This is a genomic window from Mesorhizobium sp. WSM3224 (assembly GCF_000427725.1).
In the GTDB taxonomy this organism is placed as follows: Bacteria; Pseudomonadota; Alphaproteobacteria; order Rhizobiales; family Rhizobiaceae; genus Mesorhizobium.
Map to the genome: position 1 here is coordinate 565,057 of NZ_ATYO01000002.1, position 20,813 is coordinate 585,869.

General features: G+C 64.0%; 22 protein-coding genes. 13 read left to right on the plus strand and 9 right to left on the minus strand.

The annotated features are described in order from the left end of the window. Positions 1–97 precede the first annotated feature (97 nt). From YU3_RS0106420 to YU3_RS0106460, 9 genes are all read left to right on the plus strand, one after another. A complete protein-coding gene (locus YU3_RS0106420; RefSeq protein ID WP_027165477.1) occupies positions 98–1,222 on the plus strand; it encodes an ABC transporter permease in 1,125 nt (374 codons plus the stop codon). Next, positions 1,222–2,148 (plus strand): ABC transporter permease, encoded by a 927-nt coding sequence (locus YU3_RS0106425; protein ID WP_027165478.1) that lies wholly within the window; start codon positions 1,222–1,224, stop codon positions 2,146–2,148. Before YU3_RS0106420 ends, YU3_RS0106425 begins: the two co-directional genes overlap by 1 nt. A gap of 25 nt (positions 2,149–2,173) precedes the next feature. Continuing rightward, positions 2,174–2,875 carry an isochorismatase family cysteine hydrolase gene (locus YU3_RS0106430; RefSeq protein ID WP_027165479.1) on the plus strand — a complete coding sequence of 234 codons (702 nt, stop codon included), beginning with the start codon at positions 2,174–2,176 and terminating at the stop codon, positions 2,873–2,875. A 10-nt stretch (positions 2,876–2,885) separates the two neighbouring features. Then, positions 2,886–4,418 (plus strand): ABC transporter ATP-binding protein, encoded by a 1,533-nt coding sequence (locus YU3_RS0106435; RefSeq protein WP_027165480.1) that lies wholly within the window; start codon positions 2,886–2,888, stop codon positions 4,416–4,418. Continuing rightward, positions 4,418–5,086, plus strand: a complete 669-nt coding sequence (locus YU3_RS0106440) for an isochorismatase family cysteine hydrolase (protein ID WP_027165481.1) — start codon at positions 4,418–4,420, stop codon at positions 5,084–5,086. The genes YU3_RS0106435 and YU3_RS0106440 overlap by 1 nt, the downstream gene beginning before the upstream one ends. After that, entirely contained in the window at positions 5,079–5,429 is a 351-nt protein-coding gene (locus YU3_RS0106445) for a cupin domain-containing protein (protein ID WP_027165482.1), read from the plus strand. Before YU3_RS0106440 ends, YU3_RS0106445 begins: the two co-directional genes overlap by 8 nt. Continuing rightward, positions 5,426–7,258 carry an allophanate hydrolase gene (gene atzF / locus YU3_RS0106450; protein WP_027165483.1) on the plus strand — a complete coding sequence of 611 codons (1,833 nt, stop codon included), beginning with the start codon at positions 5,426–5,428 and terminating at the stop codon, positions 7,256–7,258. Before YU3_RS0106445 ends, atzF begins: the two co-directional genes overlap by 4 nt. Positions 7,259–7,553: 295 nt before the next feature. Continuing rightward, positions 7,554–8,252 (plus strand): GntR family transcriptional regulator, encoded by a 699-nt coding sequence (locus tag YU3_RS0106455; RefSeq protein ID WP_027165484.1) that lies wholly within the window; start codon positions 7,554–7,556, stop codon positions 8,250–8,252. Between the two features lie 228 nt (positions 8,253–8,480). Further along, on the plus strand, positions 8,481–9,836 hold the full coding sequence (locus tag YU3_RS0106460) for a glutamine synthetase family protein (protein ID WP_027165485.1): 1,356 nt from the start codon (positions 8,481–8,483) through the stop codon (positions 9,834–9,836). A 128-nt stretch (positions 9,837–9,964) separates the two neighbouring features. Here YU3_RS0106460 and YU3_RS41610 read toward each other — a convergent pair whose 3' ends face one another. Next, positions 9,965–10,159, minus strand: a complete 195-nt coding sequence (locus YU3_RS41610; RefSeq protein ID WP_036257936.1) for a hypothetical protein — start codon at positions 10,157–10,159, stop codon at positions 9,965–9,967. 29 nt (positions 10,160–10,188) lie between these two features. Between YU3_RS41610 and YU3_RS0106470 the strand changes: the two genes are divergently transcribed. Beyond that, on the plus strand, positions 10,189–10,461 hold the full coding sequence (locus YU3_RS0106470) for a hypothetical protein (RefSeq protein ID WP_027165487.1): 273 nt from the start codon (positions 10,189–10,191) through the stop codon (positions 10,459–10,461). Between the two features lie 140 nt (positions 10,462–10,601). Here the strand turns inward: YU3_RS0106470 and YU3_RS0106475 are convergent, their stop codons facing one another. The 3 genes from YU3_RS0106475 to YU3_RS0106485 form a co-directional block, all read right to left on the minus strand. Beyond that, on the minus strand, positions 10,602–10,913 hold the full coding sequence (locus YU3_RS0106475) for a KTSC domain-containing protein (protein WP_348631163.1): 312 nt from the start codon (positions 10,911–10,913) through the stop codon (positions 10,602–10,604). Between the two features lie 71 nt (positions 10,914–10,984). Beyond that, entirely contained in the window at positions 10,985–12,328 is a 1,344-nt protein-coding gene (locus tag YU3_RS0106480) for a sorbosone dehydrogenase family protein (RefSeq protein WP_051333857.1), read from the minus strand. Further along, positions 12,315–12,767, minus strand: a complete 453-nt coding sequence (locus YU3_RS0106485; RefSeq protein WP_027165490.1) for a DUF2231 domain-containing protein — start codon at positions 12,765–12,767, stop codon at positions 12,315–12,317. The genes YU3_RS0106480 and YU3_RS0106485 overlap by 14 nt, the downstream gene beginning before the upstream one ends. 420 nt (positions 12,768–13,187) lie before the next feature. Here YU3_RS0106485 and YU3_RS0106495 point away from each other — a divergent pair, with 420 nt between their 5' ends. Next, positions 13,188–14,378, plus strand: a complete 1,191-nt coding sequence (locus tag YU3_RS0106495; RefSeq protein WP_027165491.1) for an NADH-quinone oxidoreductase subunit D — start codon at positions 13,188–13,190, stop codon at positions 14,376–14,378. A 12-nt stretch (positions 14,379–14,390) separates the two neighbouring features. Here YU3_RS0106495 and YU3_RS0106500 read toward each other — a convergent pair whose 3' ends face one another. From YU3_RS0106500 to ehuB, 5 genes are read right to left on the minus strand one after another with little or no spacing between them, the layout of a single operon-like run. Then, positions 14,391–15,113, minus strand: a complete 723-nt coding sequence (locus YU3_RS0106500) for a GntR family transcriptional regulator (protein ID WP_027165492.1) — start codon at positions 15,111–15,113, stop codon at positions 14,391–14,393. Continuing rightward, a complete protein-coding gene (ehuA, locus tag YU3_RS0106505; RefSeq protein ID WP_027165493.1) occupies positions 15,110–15,889 on the minus strand; it encodes an ectoine/hydroxyectoine ABC transporter ATP-binding protein EhuA in 780 nt (259 codons plus the stop codon). Before ehuA ends, YU3_RS0106500 begins: the two co-directional genes overlap by 4 nt. Continuing rightward, entirely contained in the window at positions 15,886–16,545 is a 660-nt protein-coding gene (gene ehuD, locus YU3_RS0106510; RefSeq protein WP_027165494.1) for an ectoine/hydroxyectoine ABC transporter permease subunit EhuD, read from the minus strand. The genes ehuA and ehuD overlap by 4 nt, the downstream gene beginning before the upstream one ends. Then, on the minus strand, positions 16,542–17,270 hold the full coding sequence (gene ehuC / locus YU3_RS0106515) for an ectoine/hydroxyectoine ABC transporter permease subunit EhuC (protein ID WP_036257938.1): 729 nt from the start codon (positions 17,268–17,270) through the stop codon (positions 16,542–16,544). The genes ehuD and ehuC overlap by 4 nt, the downstream gene beginning before the upstream one ends. Positions 17,271–17,322: 52 nt before the next feature. Then, the gene (ehuB, locus tag YU3_RS0106520; protein ID WP_027165496.1) at positions 17,323–18,192 is read right to left on the minus strand and encodes an ectoine/hydroxyectoine ABC transporter substrate-binding protein EhuB; all 870 of its coding nucleotides are present in this window, start codon (positions 18,190–18,192) and stop codon (positions 17,323–17,325) included. Positions 18,193–18,425: 233 nt separating this feature from the next. On the opposite strand from ehuB, the gene YU3_RS0106525 reads away from it, so the two are divergent. Together YU3_RS0106525 and YU3_RS0106530 are read left to right on the plus strand one after the other, a co-directional pair. Further along, positions 18,426–19,616, plus strand: a complete 1,191-nt coding sequence (locus YU3_RS0106525; protein WP_027165497.1) for a M24 family metallopeptidase — start codon at positions 18,426–18,428, stop codon at positions 19,614–19,616. Positions 19,617–19,654: 38 nt separating this feature from the next. Continuing rightward, positions 19,655–20,803 carry a Xaa-Pro peptidase family protein gene (locus YU3_RS0106530; protein WP_027165498.1) on the plus strand — a complete coding sequence of 383 codons (1,149 nt, stop codon included), beginning with the start codon at positions 19,655–19,657 and terminating at the stop codon, positions 20,801–20,803. Positions 20,804–20,813 lie beyond the last annotated feature (10 nt).

Consider the following 20,813-nt stretch of genomic DNA (forward strand, 5'->3'; position numbering starts at 1 on the left):
GTGTCGCCCAAAAGTGCGCAGCGGTTTTTGGGATGACGACACGCATCCGAACAAGAGCTTGAAGCACGCTTCAAGCGCTGGCCGAGGGAGACGGGACATGACGGACACGGTGAGCAGCCCGGATGTGGGGACTATCCTCGCTGCGAGGGGATATCGGCCGGCGCTCGAATGGATCGCCAGGCGGGCGGAGGCCTTCGTCATTCCGCTCGCGGCGCTGGTCGCCGGCATGGTGCTGTTCAGCCTGTTCATCCTGGCTGTCGGCAAGTCGCCGGTCCAGCTCTACGAGACGATGTGGCGAGGCGGCTTCGGCTCCTGGTTCTCGATCCAGAACTCACTGTCGCGCGGCGCGCCGCTCTTGCTGGCGGCGCTCTGCGTGGCGCTTCCCGCACGCCTTGGCCTTGTGGTCATCGGCGGCGAAGGCGCGATCGTGCTGGGCGGCGTCGCCGCGGCCGCCGTCGGCGTGGCGCTGAACGGCGCGCCGTCCTTTCTCGTCATCCTTCTCATGGGCGTGGGGGGCGCAGCCGCCGGCGGCATCTGGATCGGTGCCGTCGGCGCGCTTCGTCATTACCGCGCCGTCAACGAGACCATCTCAAGCCTGCTGATGGCCTACATCGCGATTGCGCTGATGAACCATCTGGTGGAAGGACCGCTGCGCGACCCGGCTTCCCTCAACAAGCCTTCGACCCAGCCGCTGGCCGACATCTACCGTGTCGGCAACATTCCCGGCATGGAGGTGCATTGGGGCCTCGTCGTCGGCGTCATCGCCTGCGTGCTCTCATGGCTGCTGATCGAGAAGACCCGCTGGGGCTTCGCCGCGCGCATCGCCGGCGGCAATGTCAGGGCCGCGCAAGTCCAGGGGCTTGCCGTCGGGTCGCTGATCGTCGGCTTCACCGCGCTCGCAGGCGGCTTCGCCGGCCTCGCCGGCATGCTGGAAGTCGTGGCCGTGCAAGGCAGCGCCAACGCCTCGCTTGCCGCCGGCTACGGCTATACCGGCATCCTCGTCGCCTTCCTTGCCCGCCACAATCCGCTTGCCATCATCCCCGTCGCCATCCTGCTTGGCGGCATCGATGCGTCCGGCGGCCTGATCCAACGTCGCATGGACCTGCCGGACGCAACCGTGCTGGTGCTGCAGGGCATGCTCTTTATCGTCATCCTGTTCAGCGAGACCTTCTACGGCCGCTTCAAGCCCTTCAACCCCGACCTCTGGCAGAGGAACACCTGATGGAGACGACCGATATCGGGCTGTGGGGCGTACCGCTTGCCATGCTGGGCGGCGCCATCCGCGTCTCCACTCCCTTCATCTTCGTGTCGCTCGGCGAAGCCATCACCGAGCGGTCCGGCCGCATCAATCTCGGCCTGGAAGGCACGCTGGTGTTCGGCGCCATGAGCGCCTACGCAGTCGCGGTGATGACCGGCTCGCCATGGCTCGGTCTGCTGGCCGCGGCTGTCGCCGGCCTCTGCTTCGGTCTCTTCCACGGTTGGATCTGCAAATTCCCGAAGGTCAACGATATCGCCATTGGCATCGCCCTGATGCTGTTCGGCTCTGGACTAGCCTTCTTCTTCGGCAAGCCCTTCATCCAGCCCTCGGCGCTGGATCTGCCGGCGATCCCGTTCGGCTCCTGGTCCGGTATCCCTCAGGTGCAGGCGGCACTCAACGTCAACGTGCTGTTCCTGATTGGTGCCGCCCTCGCCGTCTTCCTGTGGTGGGCCTTCCGCAACACCAGGATCGGCCTGATCGTGCGCGTGGTCGGTGACAGCGCCGACGCCGCGCGCGCCATGGGCCTCAACCCGAACACGGTGCGCCTCCTCGCCACCGGCGTCGGCGGCGCGCTCGCCGGCATCGGCGGCGCCTATTTGTCGCTCTACTATCCCGGCAGCTGGACCGAGCGCATCTCGTCCGGCCAGGGGCTGATGGCGGTGGCGCTGGTCATCTTCGCGCGCTGGAACCCGCTTGGCTGCTTTGCCGCGGCATTGCTGTTCGGCGGCGCCGGCGCGCTCGGCCCGGCACTGCAGTCGGTCGGCGTCACGCAGGGCTACTATCTCTTCTACGCCGCGCCCTACATCCTCACCCTCGTCATCATGATCGCCACCTCGTCGCCGAGCCGCACGCTCGCTGGCGCGCCGGGCGAACTGTCGATCACCAAATGACCGCGACCAGACTGGAGTTTTTGCCATGAACGCCAGAGCCGGGATCACCCAGCGCTACATCGATGCCGATCCCTATCCATGGCCGTACAATGGCGAACTTCGGCCCGACAACACGGCGCTGATCATCATCGACATGCAGACCGATTTCTGCGGGCCTGGCGGCTATGTCGACCATATGGGCTACGACCTGTCGCTGGTCCGCGCGCCGATCGAGCCGATTAAGTCGGTGCTGTCGGCGATGCGGGCGAAGGGCTACACCATCATCCACACGCGCGAGGGCCATCGCCCCGACCTCGCCGATCTGCCGGCCAACAAGCGCTGGCGCTCGCGCCGCATCAATGCCGGCATCGGCGACCCCGGCCCGTGCGGGCGCATCCTGGTGCGTGGCGAGCCTGGCTGGGACATCATCCCCGACCTTTATCCGGCCGAAGGCGAGCCGATCATCGACAAGCCGGGCAAGGGTTCGTTCTGCGCCACCGATCTCGAGCTGATCCTCAACCAGCGCGGCATCGAAAACATCGTACTGACCGGCATCACCACCGATGTCTGCGTGCACACCACCATGCGCGAGGCCAACGACCGCGGCTTCGAATGCGTGATGCTGGAGGATTGCTGCGGCGCGACCGACTACGGCAACCATCTGGCGGCGATCAAGATGATCAAGATGCAGGGCGGCGTCTTCGGCGCGGTGTCGACCTCCGCCGCCCTCGTCGCCCAGTTGCCGTGAGGAACCGGCGATGAGCGGAACTCCCCACGGCAAGGCGATCGGCGTCGAGACCATCGGCATGACCATGCGCTTCGGCGCCTTCACGGCGCTGGACAACGTCTCCGTCAAGGTCCCGGCGGGCTCGTTCCATGCCTTGCTCGGCGAAAACGGCGCCGGCAAGTCGACGCTGGTCAAATGCATGATGGGTTTCTACCACCCGACGTCGGGTGACATGCTGGTCGACGGACGCCAGGTCGCGATCGCCAGCCCCAGGGATGCCTCGGCGCTCGGCCTCGGCATGGTCTATCAGCATTTCACGCTCGTCTCGTCGCTGACCGGCGCCGAGAACCTGGTCATCTCGCGCGAGAAGGTGCCGGGTGTCATCGACTGGCGCAAGGAGCGCGTCGCGCTTGCCCAGTTCATGGAGCGCATGCCCTTCAAGCTGCCGCTCGACGTCAAGGTGGCCGAGCTTGCCGCCGGCGAGAAGCAGAAGCTGGAGATCATCAAGCAGCTTTATCTCGGCCGCCATTTCCTGGTGCTGGACGAGCCGACATCCGTGCTCACCCCGGGCGAGGCGCAGGAAGTGCTCGGCCTGGTGCGCGGCATGACAAGGGCCGGCGACCTCACCGTGCTGATGATCTCGCATAAGTTCCATGAAGTGACGGCATTCGCCGACGACATCACGGTGCTGCGCAAAGGCAGGCTCACCGGAACCGGCAAAGTCTCCGATCTCTCGCACAGGGAGATGGCTGCGATGATGATCGGCGACCAGCCGATCGCTGCGCTCGACAGCCGTGCCGAGCCGAAGCCGGACGCCGAGATCGTGCTCAAGGTGAAGGCGCTGAAGGCGCCGGACCGCACCGGCCTCAAGTCGATCGACATAGCGGATCTCGGCGTGCGTTCGGGCGAGATCGTCGGCATCGCCGGCATTTCCGGCAACGGTCAGAAGGAGTTCCTGGAAGTGCTGGCCGGGCAGCGCCCGCGCAATGGTGGTGAGGTGACGGTGCGTGGCGCCGCCTATGCGGCGACGCGCGCCGAGGCGCGTGCGCTCAATGTGCGCCTCATCCCGGAGGAACCGCTGAAGAATGCCTGCGCGCCGAGGATGACGGTCGCCGAGAACATCGCCTTTCGCACCTTCGACGTGGACGGCAACGGCAAGCCGGTGAGCTGGATCAGCGCCGGCGCCATCAAATCTTTCAGCGCCCACCTGGTCGAGCAGTTCAAGGTCAAGACCGCCTCGCTCTCCTCGCCGATCGCCTCGCTGTCGGGCGGCAATGTGCAGCGCGCCGTGCTCGCTCGCGAACTGACGGGCGAGGTCGACCTGCTCATCGTGTCCAACCCCTGCTTCGGCCTCGATTTCTCCGCCGTCGCCGAAATCCGCGCCCGCATCATGAAGGCGCGCAACGCGGGGGCCGCGGTGCTCCTGATGTCCGAAGACCTCGACGAGCTCCTGGAGCTCTCGGACCGCATCCTGGTCATGTCCGACGGCGCGCTCGTCTACGAGACGCCGATCGCGCAGGCGAGCGTGCAGACCATCGGCGAGCATATGGCGGGGCACCATTGATGGCGGAAATCGACGCACTGCCGTTCACCTTCGCCTTCGAGCCTAAGACGACGGCGCTCATCGTCATCGACATGCAGCGCGACTTCGCCGAGCCTGGCGGCTTCGGCGCCAGCCTCGGCAACGACGTCAGCCGGGTCGTGGCGATCGTGCCGACGGTGAAGCGGCTGATCGAAGGCTTTCGCGCCGCCGGGCTGCCGGTGATCCACACCATGGAGTGCCATAGGCCCGATCTGTCGGACCTGCCGCCCGCCAAGCGCGACCGCGGCAACCCGTCGATCCGCATCGGCGATGCCGGCCCGATGGGCCGTGTGCTGATCGCCGGCGAGCCGGGGACGGCGATCCTCGAGGAGCTGGCACCCCTGCCCGGCGAGATCGTCATCGAGAAACCGGGCAAGGGCGCCTTCTACGCGACCGGCCTCGGCGACGACCTCAGGCGCCTCGGCGCCCGGCAACTCATCTTTGCCGGCGTGACCACTGAAGTCTGCGTACAGACGACGATGCGTGAGGCCAACGACCGCGGCTACGAATGCCTGGTCGCCGAGGATGCGACGGAAAGCTACTTTCCCGAATTCAAGGCGGCCGCGCTTGCCATGATCAGGGCGCAGGGCGCGATCGTAGGCTGGACGGCGACCACCGACCAGATCCTCGAGGGAATTGCGAATGCCTAATCTCGTCTTTGCCGGCCTCGTCGACAGCGGCTGGCGCGATCTGGCGTTCGAGCCTTTCCGCGACGGCATCACGGTCCACTGGCTGCTCAGGGGCGGGCCGGTCGAGCCCTCGGTCGCGATCCTGAACTATCGGCCAGGAGCCGGTGTGCCGCGTCACCGCCATGCCGGGCTGGAAACTATCGTCGTGCTGGACGGCACCCAGAGCGACGAGAACGGCGACTATCCTGCGGGCAGCGTGATCCTCAATCCGGTCGGCACCGAGCATTCGGTGTGGACGAAGGAAGGCTGCGTCGTGCTGATCCAGTGGGACTTGCCGGTGATCATTCTGGGGGAGACGAAATGAACGACATCCGCTTCGACATCGGCAGCCTGCACGCAGCCTACCAGGCCGGCACTGGCATAGCCGAGGTGATCGATACTATCTACGCCCGCATCAAAGCCGCGGATGATCCGGGCATCTTCATCCATCTTGCGACGAGAGCCGCGATGCTGGCAGAGGTCGACGCGCTCGGCCCTTTCGATCCGGTAGCAAAACCGCTCTGGGGCATACCTTTCGCCGTCAAGGACAATATCGACGTCGCCGGCATGCCGACCACGGCCGCCTGCGCCGAATATACCTACTGGCCCGACAAGGATGCCACGGTCGTGGCGAAGCTTAAGGCCGCCGGCGCGCTGGTCGTCGGCAAGACCAATCTCGACCAGTTCGCCACCGGACTCGTCGGCGTGCGCACGCCCTGGCCGATTCCGAGGAATGCGATCGACGAAAAACTGGTGCCGGGCGGCTCCTCCTCCGGTTCCGCGGTGGCGACGGCGCGCGGAATCGTCTCCTTCGCACTCGGCACCGACACTGCCGGCTCGGGCCGTATTCCGGCCGGCCTCAACAACATTGTCGGGCTGAAGCCGACGGTCGGCGCGCTGTCTGCGACCGGCATCGTGCCGGCATGCCGGACGCTCGACTGTGTCTCGGTCTTCGCGTTGACGGTCGACGACGCCTATAGGGTGTTCTCCGTCGCCGCGGCGCACGATACCGCCGACCCCTATTCGCGCGACGTCGCCGTCCAGCCACTCGCCGCCCGCCCGCCAGTGCTGAACATCGGCATCCCGGCAAAGGCCGACCTGAAGTTCTTCGGCGACGCTTCGATGCAGGCCGGCTTCGAGGCTGCCCTCGCCGCGCTGGAGACGCTCGGCGCCAGGTTTGTCGAAATCCCGTTCGGCGACTTCTACGCCACTGCCGACCTGCTCTACGAAGGCGCCTGGGTGGCCGAGCGTTATGCGGCGATCCGCGATTTCTTCGAGGCGAATGAAGCAGCGCTCCACCCGGTGACGCGCAAGATCATCGGTGGCGCCAGGAACCTGTCAGCCGCCGATGCCTTCCGTGGCCTCTATGCCTTGCAGGCCTGCAAGGCACGGCTCGCTCCGGTCATCGCTTCCGTCGATCTGTTTTGCGTGCCGACCGCCCCGACCCACTACACCGTCGACGCCGTGCTCGCCGATCCGATCGTGACCAACAGCCGGCTGGGCACCTACACCAATTTCGTCAATCTGCTCGACATGTGCGGCATTGCCGTGCCGACCGGTACGCGCGATGACGGCCTGCCGATGAGCGTGACCCTGCTTGCGGCCACCGGGCGGGACGGTCTCATCGCGGCGGTTGCGCGCGACCTCCACGCCGTGAGCGGCCTCACCCTCGGTGCGGCTGGATGGCGGCAGTCGAGCGCGCAGCCTGTCGGCGTCTCGGCCGAGGACGGCACGATCGAACTGGTGGTGGTCGGCGCGCATCTTTCGGGAATGCCGCTCAACGGCCAATTGAAGGAGGCCGGCGCACGCTTCTGCAGGTCGGCGCGGACGGCTCCTTCTTATAGGCTCTATGAGCTCGCCGGCCAGATCCCGCCCAAGCCCGGGCTTGTCCGGGTCGGCACCGGCGGCACGGCCATCGAGATCGAGGTGTGGCGCCTTTGCGCCGACGCCTTCGGCCGTTTCGTCGCAGCCATCCCGCCACCGCTCGGCATCGGCACCATCGAGCTCGACGACGGCACGTCGGCGAAGGGTTTTCTGGCGGAGAGCGCCGGCCTGTCGGCGGCGACGGACATATCGACATATGGCGGCTGGCGCAGCTACGTCGCCAGGGCGAACGAGATTCAACGGCAACTGGAGAGCATTCGCTCCAACTGAGCGACAGATCTCGTTGGACCGCCGGACGGCTTGTAAGCCATTCGAAGCAGGTTTCCCTGATCCGCGTCGGGCCAGTTCGAACCGCTCCACGGCACGCATGATGCCGCGCAGCTCGGCGGGTCTCGACATGGGATAGCGCACAGTCGCAATGAAGCGATTGGGGGGGCGGACGCGCTCTCCCTTGCGGCAGCGCGCGTTAACCGTCTATCGTGCGCCTTCAATGCCACTTGAATGTATCGCTGCGGCGGATAGAGCGACGAAAAGATTTCAGGACGAATGAAGTAACGCATAGCCAATGGCCGACAAATCGCAATTCGGACTTATTGCCGTCGAAACCGTTCCGCTGCATGAGAAAGTCTATCTGGAGCTCGTGCGGGCCCTTATGTCGGGCCAGTTGCAGCCCGGCCAAAAGCTGACCTCGCGCAAGCTCGCCAAGGAGCTCGGCACCAGCGACATGCCGGTGCGCAGCGCCTTCACGCGGCTGCAGGCGCTCAGGGCGCTGAGCCCGATGCCGAATGGCAGCGTCGAGGTGCCGCTGATCTCCGCCGAGCGCTTTTCGCAATTGACCGCGGTGCGCACGATCCTGGAAGGCACGGCGACCGAGCTGGCGACAAAACGCATCAACGGCAACAATCTGCGCGCCATCCGGCGTCATTGCACCGAGCTCACCCAGGCCGCGCGCAGCGGCGATATCGAAAACTATCTGGGCAAGAACCACGACTTCAAATTCTCGATCTATCGCCACTGCGGCAACGAGCAGATGATCTTCCTGATCGAGACGGTGTGGATGCAGGTCGGGCCGTTCTTGAGGAACCTGCGCATCGGCTTCGAGGACGACCTCGCCGGCATTCTGGGCATCGACTACCATGAGGAGGTCGTGGCGGCGATCGAAGCCGGTGACGGCGAAAGGGCGCGTACCGCAATTGTGCGCGACATCGATGAGGGCGCGACCCACATCCTCGGGCAAGTGAAATTTCCCGAACTGCGCCAGTAGCTGCCGCGCGCCGAATCCGGCTTGGCTTTCGCCAGCCATGTCGCTATGTTGCGATCGCAGATCGCGAAAAACGGACCTGAAATGCCGCCCGATATCCCAGCTAGTGACTTGAAAAAATGAAGAAAAGCCATCCGGCACAAGCCGAAATGGCCTTCATAAACTCGCAAGTTGAAAATTGGATATCGTAGCCGGCACAGGCTACAGCACCACAAAATCAGGGGCTGGAAATTGAGCGATGCAATCGCGGACGTTTTGAATTGGCTTGAAAGCAGGAAGGACATCCAAAGCCTGCGGGCAGCGGTGTGCGACCTGAACGGCATCATGCGCGGCAAGCGCATTCCGGTCGAGCAGGCGCGCAAGGCGCTCGAAGGCAAGCTGCGCATGCCCTATTCGGCCATCGGCCTCGATATCTGGGGCGAGGACATCGAAGGCAACGCCCAGGTGTTCTCGACCGGAGACGCCGACGGGCTTTGCCACTGGACAGGGCGCGGCATACTGCCCGTCGACTGGACGGCCCATCCGACGGCGCTTCTGCCGCTCTGGCTGGCGGATGACAGCGGCGCGCCCTATCTCGGCGACCCGCGCCGGGCGCTGGCCCGCATCCTCGACCGCTATGCCGCGCTTGGCTTGACGCCGGTCACCGCGACCGAGCTCGAATTCTACCTTGTCGACCCGACATCGCAGCGGCCGGTCGGACCCGTGTCGCCGGTCACCGGGCGGCGTCTCGATTCCGACGCAGCGCTTTCGATCGACGAGGTCGACGATTTCGAGGCCTTCATCCATGATATCTACGAAGCCTGCCGCATGCAGGACATTCCGGTCGACACCGCGATCGCCGAGAACGGCGTCGGCCAGTTCGAGATCAACCTGAACCATGTGCCCGATGCCTTGCGCGCCGCGGACGATGCGGTGCTCTTCAAGCGCACGGTCAAGGGCATTGCCCGCAAGCATGGTTTCGCCGCCTGCTTCATGGCCAAGCCCTATGGCGAACGCGCCGGCAACGGGTTTCACGTTCATTTCAGCGTGCTCGACAAGGACGGTCGCAACATCTTCGACGACAGCTCGGACCAAGGCTCAGACACCATGCGCCATGCCGTCGGCGGCCTGCTTGCGGCGATGGCGCAAAGCACGCTGGTGTTCGCGCCGCATTTCAATTCCTACCGCCGGCTGCGGCCGCGATCCTATGCGCCGACCGCCGTCGCCTGGGGCTACGAAAACCGCATGGTGGCCATACGCATTCCGGGCGGGCCGTCGGCCGCGCGCCGCATCGAGCACCGCGTCTCCGGCGCCGATGCCAATCCCTACCTGGTGCTGGCGGCGATCCTCGGCGCGGCGCTGATCGGCATCGAGCGGCAGCTGTCGCCCGGCGAGCCGACCGGCGGCGAAGGCCAGGGGCTGACGCTCGCCAAGCTGCCGCCGGACTGGGCCTCGGCGATCGCCGCCTTCGAGGCCGGTCCGCGCGTTGCCGAGATCTTCCCAGCCGTGCTGTGCAACGCTTTTGTCGCCTGCAAGCGCCAGGAGTTGAACACCTTCGCGCTCAACGTCAGCGACTTCGAGATCGAGACCTATCTCGAGAGCGTTTGAGGTTAATGCATGTCGCCCAAAAGTGCGCAGCGGTTTTGGGAGAACGACATGCATCAAAACAAGCGCAGCGCTGGAACCCGACGCGTCGTCGAGACGCCGCTTGTGATCTCGGCGGCCTTGATTGGGCGCTATCCCTTGAACGCCGGCAGCATCAGGCCTTTGACGCCGACGTCGAGCGCAAACAGACCGCCCGGATGCTTCTGGCCGACGAAATGGCTCGCCGGAGAACTCCCCGTTGCTACCAAAGGCCGGCCGGTTCCATGCGATGGCCGTGTCACCAGCAGAGCCTTTGGGAACAACCAATCGCGCAGGCGGTTCTTCATGGATACCTAAGGAAGCCTTGGAGAGTGAAATGGAACCGCGCAACAAACGAGCTGCCCAGAAAGATCAGGCCGAAGCTCCGACCATCGAACAACAGGACTGGGACGGCATCGAGGGCACTAAGGTTCTTCCGGATAGTGTCGTCGTCGAAAACGGCGCAGCGGACGCAGCGGAGGTGGAGCTTCCGGAAGAAAACGACGACAATGCTTACCAAAACAGCGACGAAGCCTTGCCTGACGATGAGGAGGAGCGGGTTCTGTCGCGCGATCCCTCGAAGGAAGGCAGCCGTTTCGACGAGGTGTGACGTCTCCGGTTCGCCTGCCATATCGAAGTTCCAACAGCGCAGGCTCGAGCTTGAGGGTACTGGCGGCTCGACGGGCTCTAATGCATGTCGCCCAGAAGTGCGCAGCGGTTCTGGGACGATCCGTTTCAGCGCGACGGGCTTTAATGCCGGCGCCCGTGCTCCATCAAATGGTATCTGTATCGATCGCGTACAAACTCGTTGAAGAAGCGCCCTTTCGAGGAAGATGCCCTGAACGCGGCGTAGGTCTCCGGCTCGACATCCTGGTAATCGTAACGGTCCCCGCTTGGGACAAACCACACCGAAAGCGTTCTTGTCGGCGCATCATAGTGAAACTTGCGGATGGCAGTGGACGGCATACGCGGCATTCCTGCTTGCTGAGCCGTAATTCCTGGCGTGCCACGAGGTTCCGCCCTGCGGCGGAGCCCAAGGGTGAACGAATGCGAACACAGCATTCGGCGGATCGCGGAGCACCGCTGCTCTGTAATTTTTCGGACCTTGCGACCCAACCTGTAAGCCAGACGGCCTATGAGCCTGGCGCCGCTGCCGTCATCCGCCACACCGTGTTGCCAACGTCGTCGGCAATCAGTAATGCGCCGGACTTATCGACAGCCACTCCGACCGGCCGTCCCCGCGCCTCGCCCTTGTCGTCGAGGAAGCCGGTGACGACATCCTGCGCTATACCGTTCGGATGTCCGCCGCTGAACGGCACGAACACGACCTTGTAGCCGTTGAAGCGGTCGCGGTCCCAACTGCCATGTTCGCCGACGAAGGCGCCGCCGCGATATGATGGCGGCAGATTGCTCGCAGTGTAAAAGGCGAGCCCGAGCGGCGCCACATGCGAGCTGAGCGCGTAATCCGGTGGGATGGCTTTCGCCACCATGTCCGGCCGTTGCGGCATGACGCGCGGATCGACATGCTGTCCGTAATAGCTATAGGGCCAGCCGTAGAAGGCGCCATCCTTCACCGACGTCATGTAGTCGGGCACCAGGTTCGGCCCGAGCTCGTCACGTTCGTTGACCACGGTCCAGAGCGCCTTGCTCTGCGGCTCGAACGACAGGCCGTTCGGATTGCGCAGCCCGCTGGCGAAGATGCGCGAACGGCCGGTGGCGCGGTCGACCTCCCAGATCGCGGCGCGATCCTTCTCGGCCTGGATGCCGTTTTCGGTGATGTTGCTGTTCGAGCCGACGCCTACATAGAGCAGCGAGCCGTCGGGGCTCGCGACCAGGCTCTTCGTCCAGTGATGATCGATAGGCCCGCCCGGCAGCTCCGTCAGCACCTTGCCGGGTGCCGTGATCTTTGTATCGCCCGGGTTATACGGATAGCGTACGATTGCATCGGTATTGGCCACGTAAAGATCGTTGCCGACAAGCGCCACGCCGAAGGGCGAGCTCAGATGATCGAGGAACACGCCCTGGTAGTCCGGCTTGCCGTCGCCATTTGTGTCGCGCAGCAGCGTGATGCGGTTGCTCGGCCCGGTGTCGCCGCCTGATGTGACCCAGTCTTCGACCCAGCCCATGACGATGTCCTTCGGCCGCTTGGGGGACGCTTCAGGAGGCGCTGTCGATTCGACCACCAGTATGTCGCCATTGGGCAGCACATAGATCGAGCGCGGATGCTGCAGACCTTTTGCCATCGCCTGGATCTGCAGGCCCTGCGCGACGCCCGGCTTCTCGTCGTTCTTCCAGCCAACCACCGACGCCAGGTGCATCGGCGGGAAAAGATACTGGTTGATTTCAGGCAGTTTCGGATTTGGCCCGATCTGCGTGCTCGGGTCGGTGTTGTCGTCGCTGCACCCGGCAGCAGCAAGCACCGTCGCGCATATCAGCGCCGCGCCCGTGATTTTGACCGCGCTATCAAGTCGTTTCATCAGCCACTCCTACGTGATGGCGATAGACCAACCCCCAGCCGAGCCAGCCGGTGAAAATCAGGATCACGACCACCAGCGCCGACAGGATCAGTCCGGTCGGCACGACCGACGTCCACGCGTCGCGCGTGTGGATCAGCATGTTGAGGAAGGCCAGCACCAGGGCGACGAGATTGCCTGCCATATGCAGCCATGCGGTCGGCTGCGCACGGATTCTGCGGCCCCAGAGGAAGTCGATCAGCCCCGCGATCGCCGCCAGAATGCCGACGATGACACCGACCGTAACCAGCCAGGCCGAGAAATCGGCCCAGGTCATCTCGGCGGTCCGCCAATAGACAATATCGGCGAGCAAGGTCCCGACGAAACAGGCGATCGGAATGGTGACCAACATTGGATGTATGGGATGGCTGGCTATTCTTGCCGTTGACTGGGGATTTTCCATGCGGCAGCTCCTTTCCGCGGTTGAAACTCAACAACGCGCAGCGGCGAATGTTCCGGCGGAAAATCTTGCGCTCACCAGAAGGTGAACCGCGAGGACCACGGCTCGATCAACGCTCCCTGGCGGCATCGAGATCGATATACGATTCCATACGAAAACCGCTCAGCCGGTAAGGAGGCGATAGCTCTGTGACCTCGTTCGGGCCTTGGTTGGGCATCTCCAAAGTTGGCTGGAGCGCAATCGCTGGTATGGCCAAGCCTGCGGAACCATCGCTCAGCATAAGGGTTTCTTCAAGTCTCCATCGAGAGGATGAAGAGACGGACCAAGCGGAGGCGGCGAGATGAATAGCAGCGCGGTCGGCGAACCATGTGGATGCGGATCGCGCCGTGAATCAACGCAACGCAGATGTCGCGGAGAGCCGTCATGACAGAAGCCGCCATTCGCAACTTCACCATCAACTTCGGACCCCAGCATCCCTCTGCCCATGGCGTTCTACGGTTGGTGCTCGAACTGGAAGGCGAGATCGTCGAGCGCGCCGATCCGCATATCGGGCTGCTCCACCGCGGCACCGAGAAACTGATCGAATACAAGAACTACCTCCAGGCGCTGCCCTATTTCGATCGGCTCGATTACGTCGCGCCGATGAACCAGGAGCATGCGTTCTGCCTCGCCGCCGAAAGACTGCTCGAAATAACGGTTCCCAGGCGCGGGCAGCTTATCCGCGTTCTGTTTTGCGAGATCGGCCGGCTTCTGTCGCATCTCCTCAACGTCACGACGCAGGCCATGGATATCGGCGCGCTGACCCCGCCGCTTTGGGGATTTGCGGAGCGCGAGAAACTCATGGTTTTCTACGAGCGCGCCTCCGGCGCCCGCATGCACGCGAATTATTTCAGGATCGGCGGCGTGCACCAGGATCTGCCTCCAGAGCTTCTGGACGATATCGAGGCCTTCTGTGACCCGTTCCTCAAGGTCTGCGACAACCTCGACGATTTGCTCACCGGCAGCCGCATTTTCAAGCAGCGCAATGTCGATGTCGGCGTAATCGGGTTGGATGATGCCTGGGCCTGGGGCTTTTCCGGCGTGATGGTGCGCGGATCGGGCGCCGCATGGGATTTGCGCAAGGCGCAGCCATACGAGTGTTACCCGGACATGGATTTCGACATTCCCATTGGTAAGAACGGAGACTGCTATGACCGCTATCTCGTTCGCATGGAGGAAATGCGCCAGTCGGTGCGGATCATGAAGCAATGCGTGGAAAAACTGCGGTCGCCGGAGGGCCAGGGGCCGGTGGCGGTTCCGAACCGGAAAATCACGCCGCCGCCGCGAGCCACGATGAAACGGTCGATGGAAGCGACCATCCAGCATTTCAAACTTTACACCGAGGGGCACCGTGTGCCGGCCGGAGAGGTCTACGCTGCCGTCGAGGCGCCGAAGGGGGAGTTCGGCGTTTATCTGGTTTCAGACGGGGGCAATGTTCCTTATCGGTGCAAGATACGCGCGCCGTCCTTTGCCCATTTGCAGGCGATGGATCTTCTGTCTCGAGGGCACATGATCGCCGACGTTGCCGCGATCATCGGATCGCTCGATATCGTGTTTGGCGAGATCGATCGCTGACCGGCGCGCAGATCACATGCCCTTGTCGAAGTCGATGACTTCTCCCGTGTGGCGCATCATGCGGCGAAAGCTCATCGAGATATGGGCGCGCCTTATATGGCCGATCGATTCCCAGTCTCCGATCTCGGCTGCGGCCAGCACTTCCTCCATTTCGCGGCGGAAGGCGGTGAATTCTTCGACAAGGCCGAGCTGCGGCATCATCTTCAGGACGACGCGCGCGACCTGGAAATACAGGCGCTCGCTGATCTCGCGCAGCGGCTGGTTGCCGGTCATCGCGGTGAGTTCGTAGAAGAAATCCATGTTGAGGCGAAGGAAGGCGCGCTGGTCGGGGTTGAGCATGTCGGAATCACAGCGCTTGATGAGCGCTCTGATCCGATCGAGATCCTCCGCCGTGCGCGGGATTGGCGAAAGCTTGCCGACGAGCAGCGCCAGTTCCAGTCTCAGGTGGTAGACCTGCTGCAATTCCTCGATATCGACGTCCGTGACGATCGTGCCGACGCCGTGTACGGATTGGACGAGACCCTCGGATTCCAGTCGCGCCAGGACGCGCCGGACCGGAGTCCGGCTGATCTCGAATTCCTGGGCCAGCTCTTCCTCGGAGAGGTGGCTTCCCGGAGCATAGTCCAACAGGCAGATGCGGTCGCGCAAGATCCGGTAGATGCGCTCGAACCGCTCGCGCGCCGAAAGCGGGCGCGGCGTCACGGCTATTGGCGCGGCATCTGTCTCAAGCGTCATCCAGCCTCCAGGACAGCATGCAGGAACTGCCGCGTCCGCTCGTTCTTGGGCGCTCCGAACAGTTCGCCTGGCGGTCCCTGCTCGCAGATCTTGCCTTGGTAGAAGAAGCAAACGCGATCTGAAAACTCTTTGGCGAAACCCATTTGATGAGTGACCATCAGCATGGTTAGATCATGCTCGCGCCCGATCTGCCTTATCACCTGCAGCACTTCGCCGACAAGCTCCGGGTCGAGCGCGGACGTGACCTCGTCGAACAGCATGATCTTGGGCCGCATGGCCAGCGCCCTGGCAATGGCGACGCGCTGCTGCTGGCCACCGGAAAGCTGCGACGGATAGTGGTCTTTCTTCTGAGCTAAGCCAACCAGTTCCAGGAGTTCGGCCGCCCGCGCCTCGGCGTCCGCCCGCTTCATGCCGAGCACCGTCATCGGCGCTTCGATGCAGTTCGCCATCGCCGTCATGTGCGGGAAGAGGTTGAAGGACTGGAACACCATGCCGATCTTCGCGCGGATGCGGCGAATATGCGCTAGGTCGGCGGGAACGAGCGTGCCGTTCTTCTTCATGTGGGTGAGCGGCTCGCCTTCGACCCAGATGACGCCGTCATTGATCGTCTCCAGCGTCATCAGCATGCGCAGCACCGTCGTCTTGCCCGAACCTGACGGCCCGATGACGGAGACCTTCTCGCCGCGTGCGATTTCGAGATCGAGCCCGTCGAGAACGGTCAGCGCGCCATACCGTTTCGAAACGTTCTCGAAGCGGACCATCGGTTGTTCCGTCATCGCATGGTCCTCCGGTTGAGCAGGCGTTCGAGAGCGCGGATGAGCACAGCTGAAACCAGGCTCATGGCAAGGAAGAACAAGCCGACCAATGTAATCGGCTCGGTGTAACGGAATGTCTCGGAGCCGATGATCTTGGCTGTCTGCATCAGCTCCATCACGGCGATCGCGGAAAGCAGCGGCGTCTCCTTGAACAGGGCGACGAGGTAGTTGCCCAGCGCCGGGACGATCGGCGGGATCGCCTGCGGGATGATGATGTCGCGAAACGTCGTCCAGGCCGAGAGATTGAGCGCGATCGAGGCTTCCCACTGACCGCGATGGATATTGTCGAAACCGGCCCGGTAGACCTCGGAGCAATAGGCGGCATAGTGGATGCCGATGGCGAGCACACCGGCCGTGAAGGCGTCGAGCACGAGGCCGAATTTCGGGAAGACGAAGTAGATGAAGAATATCTGGATGAGCAGCGGTGTCGAACGGATCAGCTCGACCAGCACCGAAATCGTCCAGCCGGTCCGCGGCACGGCGATGCGGACGACCGCCAGCACAAGGCCGAGGGTCGCGGCGAGCACGAAGCCGATCAGCGTCGCCTCGATGGAGACGATTGCCGCATGCGCCAGCACCGGCAGGATCTCGAAGGTGAAGCTCCAGTCCCAGATCATGCCGCCCTCCCCCGCGCCAGACCTGCCGATGCGCGCCTTTCGAGCAGCCGCATGACAATGGTGAGGACCAGTGACATCGCGAGATACATCAGCAGCACGAGCGTGAAGATCGGAATGGTCTTGAACGTGTTCTGGTTCATCTGCTGCGCCTTGAAGGCGAGATCGGAGAGCGTGATCAGCGAGACCAGCGACGTCGACTTGAGAAGCTCGATGAACAGGTTTCCCCAAGGCGGGATCATGGCGACGAAAGCCTGCGGCAGGATAACTCGCCGCAGCATCTGGCCACGGCTCATATTCAACGCCGTGCATCCCTCCCACTGGCCGCGATTAACCGACAGGATCGCGCCTCGCACCACTTCCGACCCGTAGGCGCCGACGTTCAGTCCGAGCGCCAGCACGGCCACCGGGAATGCATCGAGCGAGACACCGAATTGCGGCAGCACGAAAAACAGCCAGAACAGCTGAACCAGCGCCGAAGTGCCGCGGAATATCTCGACATAGACAGTAGCCAGCCACCTCAGCGGCGCCGGACCATAAAGGCGCGCGAGTGCTGCAAGCACACCCATGACGACGGCAAGCAGCGCGCCGAGCACGGCGATCTCGACCGTCAACGCCGCGCCCTGCAGCAGGCCCGGCATGAACAGGCTGTAGCTTGGCTGCGTCGCCAGGATAGCGATGACGACGAGCGCGGCCGCCAGCATCGCAACAAGCGTGCGGATTCCCATCTGCGTCTCCGAAAAAGGGGCGGCGCCGTGGCGCCGCCCAGCAGTTGGGACCCTATTTGCCGGCGCAGAGCTCGGCGGTGGTCTTGTTCGGCAGGTAGTCCTTGCCGAAGCCGAGCGGCTCGACCAGGGCGATATGCTCCGGCGAGCCGAGGAATTTCTTCAGCTCGGCGTTGAAAGCCTCTTGCAGATCGGTGTCTTCCTTGCGGAAGCCGAAGCCGCCATGTCCCTTCACCGACTTGCCGTTAACCTCGCCGAACGGCTTGGTCGTTTCGACGCCGTCGGCCTTCTTGGCCATGTCGGCGATCGAAAGCGCCGTCAGCGCGGCGGCGTCGGCGCGGCCGGCCTGGACGGCGGCGACCAAGCTGGACTGGTCAGGCAGGGTGACGATCTGCCCGGCGTCCACGCCCGCATCCTTGGCGAAACCGCCTTCGACGGCACCGGCCATCACGGCAAGCTTGAGATCCGGCTTCTCCTTGAAGCTGGAAAAGTCCTTCACGCCTTTCGGGTTGCCTTTTGCCACCAACATCGCCTCGCCGATGCCGTAGGAAGGCTCAGAGTAGTTGATCTCGGCGCAGCGCTTCGGAGTGATGAACATGCCGGCGGCGATGATGTCGAAGCGGCCGGCCTTGAGACCCGGGATGAGAGAGCCGAATTCGGTCAGCACCCCATCAACCTGCGGGATGCCCATCTTGGCGAGCACCGCCTTGGCGACTTCAGGGGCCTCGCCGGTCAGCTTGCCATCAGGCGTGGCGTAGCCGAACGGCGCCTCGTTGGCGAAGCCGACGCGGATATAACCGTCCTTCTTGGCTCGTTCGAGCGTGGTCTCCGCATGAGCGGGCAGCGACGTGAGCGAAGTCGCCGCAAGCGCAAGACAGGCGGCCGCCTTCACGACGACGCGGCGCGATATCGATGATTTCAGCATGCTTTTCTCCCATTGAACAACTGATGATGGTTCCCAGCGCAGCGGCCTTCTTCGAGACTGAAACGCGCTTGACCAGACGTATACAACTGCCCTAGAGATTGTGCAAGTCGAGACACGTCAACCTTTGAAAATTCGAAGGCCGCAGGGCGGGCTACCGTTGAGTTGTGCACAATTTAAGCAATTTACCCGCCGCCAGGGGCGGACGACATATCCAGAAGGCAGGGGCATTCCAGGTGACGAGCGCCGACCATTCCGGGACATTCACGCAGGCGGAATACGCGCGGCGCCTGGCCGGCGTGAAGGTACGCATGGAAAAGGCAGGCTTCGACCTTATCGTCTGCCAGGATCCCGCCAACATGTGCTGGCTGACCGGCTATGACGGCTGGTCGTTCTACGTTCCGCAATGTGTTCTGGTCCATCTCGAGGAGGATCGGCCGATCTGGTTCGGCAGGGCCCAGGATGCCAGGAGCGCACGCCTGACCACCGGCCTGCCGGAGAACAATATCGTGCCGTTCTCGGAACGGCTGGTGCAGCAACCCGTCGAGCATCCCTATGACGAGCTCGCCCAGCTGATCCGCTCGCGCGGCTGGGGAACGGCCCGCATCGGCGTCGAGATGGACGCGCATTACTACACGGCGCGCTGCCACGCCCATCTCACCCAGGGACTGCCCGACGCGCGCTTCGCCAACAACCACGATCTCGTCAACTGGGCGCGACTGGTCAAATCCGAAGCCGAGCTGACGCTGATCCGCGACGCCGGCGCCATCTGCACCCATGCCATGAACCGCGCCATCGAAAAGATGCGGCCCGGCGTGCCTCAGAACCACGTCATCGCCGAGATCTATCACGCGCAGATCATGGGTGTGCCCGGAGCCGGCGGCGACTATGCCGCGATTTGTCCGTTGATGCCGGTTGGCGAGGGCACCTGCACACCGCATCTGACATGGTCCGATGCGCCGTTGCCGGACAGCGGCCTCGCCATCCTGGAGATCGCCGGCGTGCGTCGCCGCTATCATGCGGCGCTGACGCGCACGGTGCATTTCGGCAAGCCGCCGCAGTCGATCCTCGACATGGCCAAGGCAATCGTCGAAGGCGTCGACGCCGGTCTCGAGAAGGCGCTACCCGGCAACACCGCCGAAGAAGTCGAAGCCGCCTGGCAAGCGGTCCTGCGCAAGAACGGGCTGAAGAAGGAGAGCCGCGTCGGCTATCCGGTCGGGCTCGCCTACCCACCTGATTGGGGCGAGCGCACCGCAAGCCTTCGTCCCGGCGACACCACCGAGATGCAGCCGGGAATGTGCTTCCACTTCATGGCCGGCGTTTGGCTCGACGATTTCGGCGTCGCCATCTCGGAATCCTTCGTCGTCACGGATCGCGGCGGGAAACGCCTTTGCGACGTGGCACGCGAACTCATCGTCATCGACTGATCGCCGGCCCAGGAACCGGCAATTTCAAGGACACCGCAATGGACCGCAATCCCTTTTCCGAAGCCGAAATCGCTGGCCGTCTTGCCAGGCTTCGCACGCTGCTGGCCGAGCGCGAACTCGACGCCGCGGTCTTCGCTTCGCCGGAGAACGTCTTCTACCTCACCGGGCTCGATCACTGGGGATATTTTGCCCCTCACCTTTTGATCGTCCCGCTTGAGGGCAAGCCGGTCCTGGTTACCCGTTCGATGGAAAGGGTGACGATCGAGAAGCAGGTGACGGCAGCGTCGTTCCGCGGCCATTCCGACAGCGAAACGGCGGCGGATCTTGCCGCGCGGGTGCTGGCGGAACTCGGACTGACCGGCAAGCGGATCGGCCTCGAATACTGGACGGCCGGCCTCAGCCACGGGCTTGCCGTGGCGCTGCAGGCGCAGGCGGATGCCAAATGGAGCGACGTTTCGGGTCTGGTCGACAGGATGCGGCGGGTGAAGAGCGCCGAGGAACAGGCGCTGATGCGCCGTGCCGCCAAGGTGACCGATGCCGCCGCCGGCGCCGCGATCGCGGCGATCTCGGGCGGCGCCACCGAACAGGAGGTCGCCGCCCAATGCGTTTCGGCGATGATCCGTGCCGGCGGCCATGCGCCGGGCTTTGGCCCGTTCATCCGCCCGGCCGCGCGCCTGGGCGAAGAGCACGCGACATGGGGTGACGGAATCTATCGCAAGGGCGAGCCGGTCTTCGTCGAATTGTCCGGCTGCATCTCGCGCTACCACGCGCCGCTCGGCCGGCTCGTTCGCATCGGCCACATCAGCGACGAGGACGCCACGATGGCGCAAGTGACTGCCAGGGCGTTCGACGCGGTCGTCAAGGCGCTGCGGCCCGGTGCCAAGGCGCGCGATGTCTACGCCGCCTGGCAGGCCGTCGCCGATGAGGCCGGCCTTTCCCACTATCGCCGCCACCATTGCGGCTATCTGGTCGGCGCCGGCCAGCCGCCATCGTGGACCGGCGGCAATTCGGTGACCGGCTTGAGGCACGATTCCGATCTCGAGATCGAGACGGGGATGAGCTTCCACATCCTGTCCTGGCTGATGGGCACCGGTCGTGGCGACGACTTCGTCTCGAACACTGTGCTTTTGACGGACACGGGCGCCGAAGTGCTGACCCACACGCCGGCCGGTCCGATCGTTCGATAGGCCCGCACGG